Source organism: Psittacicella hinzii (assembly GCF_003585885.1).
In the GTDB taxonomy this organism is placed as follows: Bacteria; Pseudomonadota; Gammaproteobacteria; order Enterobacterales; family Psittacicellaceae; genus Psittacicella.
Genome location: NZ_NRHC01000059.1, coordinates 1 through 5,687, shown reverse-complemented (window position 1 = coordinate 5,687; position 5,687 = coordinate 1). Strand labels below are relative to the sequence as shown.

The following is a 5,687-nucleotide window of genomic DNA, read 5'->3' as shown; positions in this document are numbered from 1 at the left end:
CTTTTCTCCTCTAGTCATTTGTACTAAATTAATTGTCTGTTCATTATGATGATAGTCACATCTTTTTAATGAGCAATGTAAGGAGCAAATGAAGTCTTTTCCAGTTGCTCTACAGTTGGAAAGGCATAAACAAAGTCAAACTTGTTTGCTTGCATTGCTTCCCAGTCTTTCTTATTAAAGTAACGACGTAATGACCAAGCATTTAAAGTTTTTACTTGATCTTCAGTAAAACTTTCTACCATTAAGTGATAGTAAAAAACTGAATGCTCACAAAAAGAAATAATGCTCTCACTTTCTTGACTATCTTGCGTTAACTTGTTCATTTCTTCAGGATTATCCTGCGCAATTCTACAAGTTAAAGCTGCATATTTAAACTCTTCAAAGCGAGGAGAGACAAAAGTATTACCTGTTACTTCAGGTTTAGAGTTTGCATTTAAAGCAATGTAAAAACCTTTAACATAGCGATCAAGTAAAGCCTGTGCTCGTGCTAAAGGACGAGCTTGTTCTTGAGGCTCAAGACCTGTTAAAGAGAGGATTACATAACCACTTCCCCAAGTTAGCTTTTGTGCTTGATAGATTTGTGCAAATTTTGCAACACGGTCAGCATCAAGAGTTTCTTTGGGTTTTTGCTGACAAGCAGCGAGTAAAGCTATGCAAGTGGAAAGTAGTAACATCTTGGAAAATTTTGTTTTCATAAGTCATTTATTAAAACTGTTTGATAAAGCTAGGTGTTACTAGGCACTACTAGCTATTGCTAATTCGTGCTAGTTGTTGCTAGTTGTTGCTAGTTATCACTGTAGGCATGTACAGTTATCGGTCGTTAACTGTAACTCCTCAAGCTTTATCGTCAAGTTTGTAGTTTATCTAAAATGCTTTTACTGTAGATAAAAGTAAGGAAGAGAGATTAGTGGAACGTTCCTTACACCAAGGTGAACTTTATTATAACATTGAAATGTATCGCTTTTTTATTCCGTTTATGAAATAAAAAATATCCCTAAGTACTCTTAGGGATATGAAATTAAACTATAAATAGAAATCTATAGTTCTATGTGTATACTATTTAATATACCAATGGATATTCTTATACTTTTTCGTCTTTCTATTGTAGACTAGATGATCTTTACCTTTACCATCTAAGAAATAAAAGTTTGTCAAATCACCAAAGTTAATCCCTCTGGCAGAAGATAAGTCTGTTACAAAATCTTTTAACTTAAACGTAGCCTTTAAAGCATAGTCAACAGAATTATCTACTTCATTCTCATTAAGAATAACTAAGTTTGACTCGTAAGTTTTATCCTCAGTATCTTCAGCTTTCACTGAAAGTTGGAATGAAAAATTCGGTTGATTAATGTTACCGGTCTCTTTAAATTTTACTTTAAGTTTTGGATCAATTAACTGAATATCTAGATATTTTAAGAACCCCTTATCTTTAGATAATGATAAAGATTTAGAAGGAACTGAAATATCTATAAAATCAGTTTTGTCTTCTGAATTATCTTCAAGGATACAATCAAGAGAGAGATAGCAACTAGAGTTATTTCCTAACATAGCATAGATATTAGAATTCAATGTTGTAGTAATCTCTTCTATGATGTTTTGCGTTGAAGATTGAAAATTTTGCAGCATATCCAGTTGCTTTTTTAAAGGTGATACCAAACTCTCAAAATGTGCAATTCTACTTCTATTTATTTCATCTAATGAATCTATTGAGCTATTATCGACAAAATTTAAATTTAAGCTTAATTGATTCTTATAACTACTAATTGTTTTATTTGATAATTGATTTAGCAATTGGGCTCTCCCCCTTGTTTATATTTTTTTGTTTTAAACTTTTTACACAAGAATAATAATTTAAGTTCATAACCTAATTGAATATATGCTTACGTAACCATAAATTTTGCATTCTTAAAATTTTTTTAGAAAGAACTACTTTTGAAGTAGTCTATTAAATGCAAAAATGACTTTTTACAAAATTAATATTAATTTTAGATCATTACACATCCACAGATAAGTAAATTACACCTAAAAAATAATAAATTTATTAAAAAAATCCTTTACCTAAATATAAGACATTTGTTTTGTATTAAAGTTCCATAAAAACAACAATTTATTTAAAAAAATTAATCTTTTTACTATGACTATTTTTTCTTTATAAATCAAAGAAGTTATTCAAGCGAAGATTTATAATAATGAAGCACTTTACTATGACTTAATTTAGATTTATCTTTATTAAAAAAAATATAAAAAGCTCTCAAGGTATACTTTCATAGTATGCCTTGAGAGCTAAATTATTAATTTACTAATTTTTTATTAACCTTTTCTTGTAGTTTGTACATACTTACCTAAACGAGTAACTTGTAAGTCACGCGTTTGTAGCATGCTGTAACTAAAACCATAACGTCCACGTGTTAGGTTATTCCATTGTTGGTTAGTAAAGTGACGACGGTTTACATAAGCATTAATTGAACTTACTTTGTCTTTACTAAAGTCTTCAACAAATAGTCCATAGTAAAACGTTGTGTACTCACAGAACTTTCTCGCCACAAAGTCATTTTTTTCTAAACGTGCCATTTGTTTTGAGTTAGCTAACACAATCTTACATACTTGGTTAGCGTACTCAAAGTCGTTAAAACCTGGAAAAGTATAACGGTTCTTAACTAAAGTTGGCTTTTTATTAGCGTTAATCGTTTTGTAAAAAGAAACCACAACTTGGTTAACCATAGTACTTGCTGGTGCTACAGGATGAGCACCAACTCCAGGTGAGATATTACTTGTTAGTAAAGCTTTGTAACCTGATAACCAAATCTTGCCATAGTTCTTGTAAATTTGATTAAAACGCTTTACTTGAGTTTGTGTCAAAGTTTGCCCAAAACTTGTTGACAAAGTTAAGAAACTACACGCCAATGTAGTTACTAAAGGAATGAAGAACTTGTTCATAAAAACAGTAAAAAACAGAATAAACCAGAAAATGCCAACACTTCCAAGCTAAAGTAAAGCTGAACAAAGCTGAACAAAGCTGAAGTGAAAGCAAAAACGATATTAAAAACTAACCTAAAAATGCTAACTTCCTGATAAGCAGTTGGTCACTACTGCCATCTAAGAAATACAGACTACTAATGAGTCGAAGTACAAATGAAAGAAGGATAACAGAACCGAACGAACAGAAGAACCGAACGAACAGAAGAACTGAACGAACAGAAGAACCGACCGAAGGAACTAACCCAAAAACGGAAGAACCGAACTAGAGAAAGAACGAAAGAACTAACCAAAAAACGGAAGAACATAAGAACGGAAGAGCCAAATTATCTTTAACACTTTCATTTACAACCCAAAAGCTAGGCTATTATAGCAATTTCTCCTCTGCTAGGGGGGACAAAAATTACCTCAACCCAATTATTACTTATCCCCTATTGATCACATTAACCGCATTTACCTCATTTTATAAAGCCTTTAAGAAAAGCTTTGACAAAGGCTTTATACTTTCATTGAAATTCTATTAAAGTCAACTACTTTAAGTTAAAATTTTGTAATTTATTTTTTAGAAAAGTTCTTCTAAGGTGATAAAATAGATATTCACATTCACTTACAACAATCAATGATTACCCCGCTTACTATTTTCTCAACATGAAAGAATCCGCAATAGTTCAATTAGTCGTGGAATTAAAGTACATACGTGCTTTTATTCAACTAATTGAAAAGAATCACTTAGAAACCCACGGTAATAAACTGAGAATTAATTTAAGTAACTATCGTCGTTTTATTAACTTAAGCCAACTTCACCGTGGTCTGGGTAACTATATTGAAAAGTACAATAGTAAAAACCCTGAACAACCTTTAAAGACCCCGTCAAATAAAACCATGACCTATCGCGTACAAGCTTTACTACGCAATCTCCTTGATGTTGATACCTGCATTGAGCAAATGCAGGAGAATATGAATCGCCGTGGGCGTAAACCTATTCGCATCTACCAAGAGCTCGCTAAAGACTTTGAAACCGTGTACAACATGGGACTAGGTTTTACCAAAGGGATGTTAATTGTAAAAATTGGTACTCGTCACGATCTCTCTTTCCCAACCGCAGAGCGTTTATACAAAGAGTGGCTCAATAATCCCGATGCTAGCTTCCCTAAAAAAGTTAGTAACATACCAAAAAAAGAAGAAATCAAAAAAGAAAAACAACGCCAAAAGCGTTTAAAAGACGCCCAACGCAAGAAACGTCAGTTACAACGTGAGGCAAGAAAAATGCGTATTGCCCTCATGCGTGCAGATTTGAAAAAAAAGTAGCACCTTTATGCTACAAATTTGTATAAATTGTAATATGATATTAGATATATAACTTTACTAATGTAGGTAGGTAGTTTATGCCTAAGTCTTATCGCGTTATTTTTCTTATATGTGTTCTTGTCTTAACGGCAGGAGGCTACTTCTTCTACGCGCAAAACAACTACAAAAACTTTACTAAAGAACAAACTAACCAGTTTATTAACCTTGCGCAAGAGCATGAAGAAGCTTATCAAGCAATTGCCATGATCTTGGAAGAAGATTTTCATATTCAGATCACTAACCCACAGGTGCAACGCAACATTCACAAAAGAGATGTTTTACCTCTTTACCAATTAGTGTTTGCACTGTTTAACTTTAAATATGCTCCGCTAGTTGATGGAGATGGGCAACTAGATTTCCCTGGTTACAACAACTTCCAATATCTGGTAGCAGCTTGTAAAGAAGCGACGCAACATGTGCATATAGTGCAATCTTTAGCATATGGCTTTCCACAAGTTTCTTCTTTTTGTAATCAAGTGAGTGCAATTGATCGAGTATTTATCACAGGTTTAACTGAAGAAGAAATCTTTAGTTTAAACTCATGGGCTTTAGAAAGTAGTATTCCTCCAGAAATCTTTGCACAAATCAAAGCAGGAGATTTTGGGACAAAATACCAAGAACCAAGCCTAGAGAGATTAATTAAATTACCAGTTTTTGGTAAATACGTAATTAAGTAACCATTGCGTGCGTAATTAAGTGTGTACGTAATTTAGTAACCATTGTTTGGGTAATTAAGTGCGTACGTAATTAAGTAACTATTGTTTGTGTAATTAAGTGGGTACATAATTAAATGTGTACGTAATTAAGCAAGCAAGATTGAGGTTTCCTCAAGGCTACTATGAGTTAGTACTGCTAGTTAGTGCTAAAAGTAGGGATTCCCGAACAAAGAAGAAGCTAATGATTAAATAGGTGAATTGTAAAAATTAGTGACAAAAATTAAAATTTAACAAATTTTGGGCATAAAAAAAGTGGTTTCTTGTTATTAACAGTTTGAAAAACTGTATAATAAATAATAAATTACACATTACGGAGAAACCACTAATGCCTATTATAAGCGATAACTACGACCAAGTCCACAAAAAGACTTCAACGAATAGCATCTTCAACATACAATTACCTTGGAAAGCTAGAATAATACCTATATGGGAGTATCTACTACCTAGCCTCTGTAGTATCTTTAGACCTGTTAATAAGTCACGCAAACAAAACAGAGGATACTCTAGAAAACCTAAGGTATTAAAGCCTAAATACCAAGAACCTAAAGCATTTAGTCACATAACGATCGCTCAATACTGGAAGATCATATCAATATGCTTTAGTGAAAAGAAGCCTATTTCCAAGAAGGTTGCAGAAATGTTTAGGCT

At 32.6% G+C, this 5,687-nt stretch carries 5 protein-coding genes; 2 read left to right on the top strand and 3 right to left on the bottom strand.

What is annotated here, in order from left to right; all coding sequences use genetic code 11:
• Window positions 1–65: 65 nt before the first annotated feature.
• From CKF54_RS05045 to CKF54_RS05035, 3 genes are all read right to left on the bottom strand, one after another.
• Window positions 66–674 (bottom strand): hypothetical protein, encoded by a 609-nt coding sequence (locus CKF54_RS05045; RefSeq protein ID WP_119525273.1) that lies wholly within the window; start codon window positions 672–674, stop codon window positions 66–68.
• A gap of 382 nt (window positions 675–1,056) precedes the next feature.
• A complete protein-coding gene (locus CKF54_RS05040) occupies window positions 1,057–1,626 on the bottom strand; it encodes a hypothetical protein (protein WP_119525272.1) in 570 nt (189 codons plus the stop codon).
• A 684-nt stretch (window positions 1,627–2,310) separates the two neighbouring features.
• Complete coding sequence (locus CKF54_RS05035) at window positions 2,311–2,937, bottom strand: hypothetical protein (RefSeq protein WP_119525271.1); 627 nt, start codon at window positions 2,935–2,937, stop codon at window positions 2,311–2,313.
• A gap of 687 nt (window positions 2,938–3,624) precedes the next feature.
• Between CKF54_RS05035 and CKF54_RS05030 the strand changes: the two genes are divergently transcribed.
• Window positions 3,625–4,284 carry a hypothetical protein gene (locus CKF54_RS05030; RefSeq protein ID WP_147396817.1) on the top strand — a complete coding sequence of 220 codons (660 nt, stop codon included), beginning with the start codon at window positions 3,625–3,627 and terminating at the stop codon, window positions 4,282–4,284.
• A 77-nt stretch (window positions 4,285–4,361) separates the two neighbouring features.
• The gene (locus tag CKF54_RS05025; RefSeq protein ID WP_119525269.1) at window positions 4,362–5,000 is read left to right on the top strand and encodes a hypothetical protein; all 639 of its coding nucleotides are present in this window, start codon (window positions 4,362–4,364) and stop codon (window positions 4,998–5,000) included.
• The last annotated feature ends 687 nt before the right edge of the window (window positions 5,001–5,687 follow it).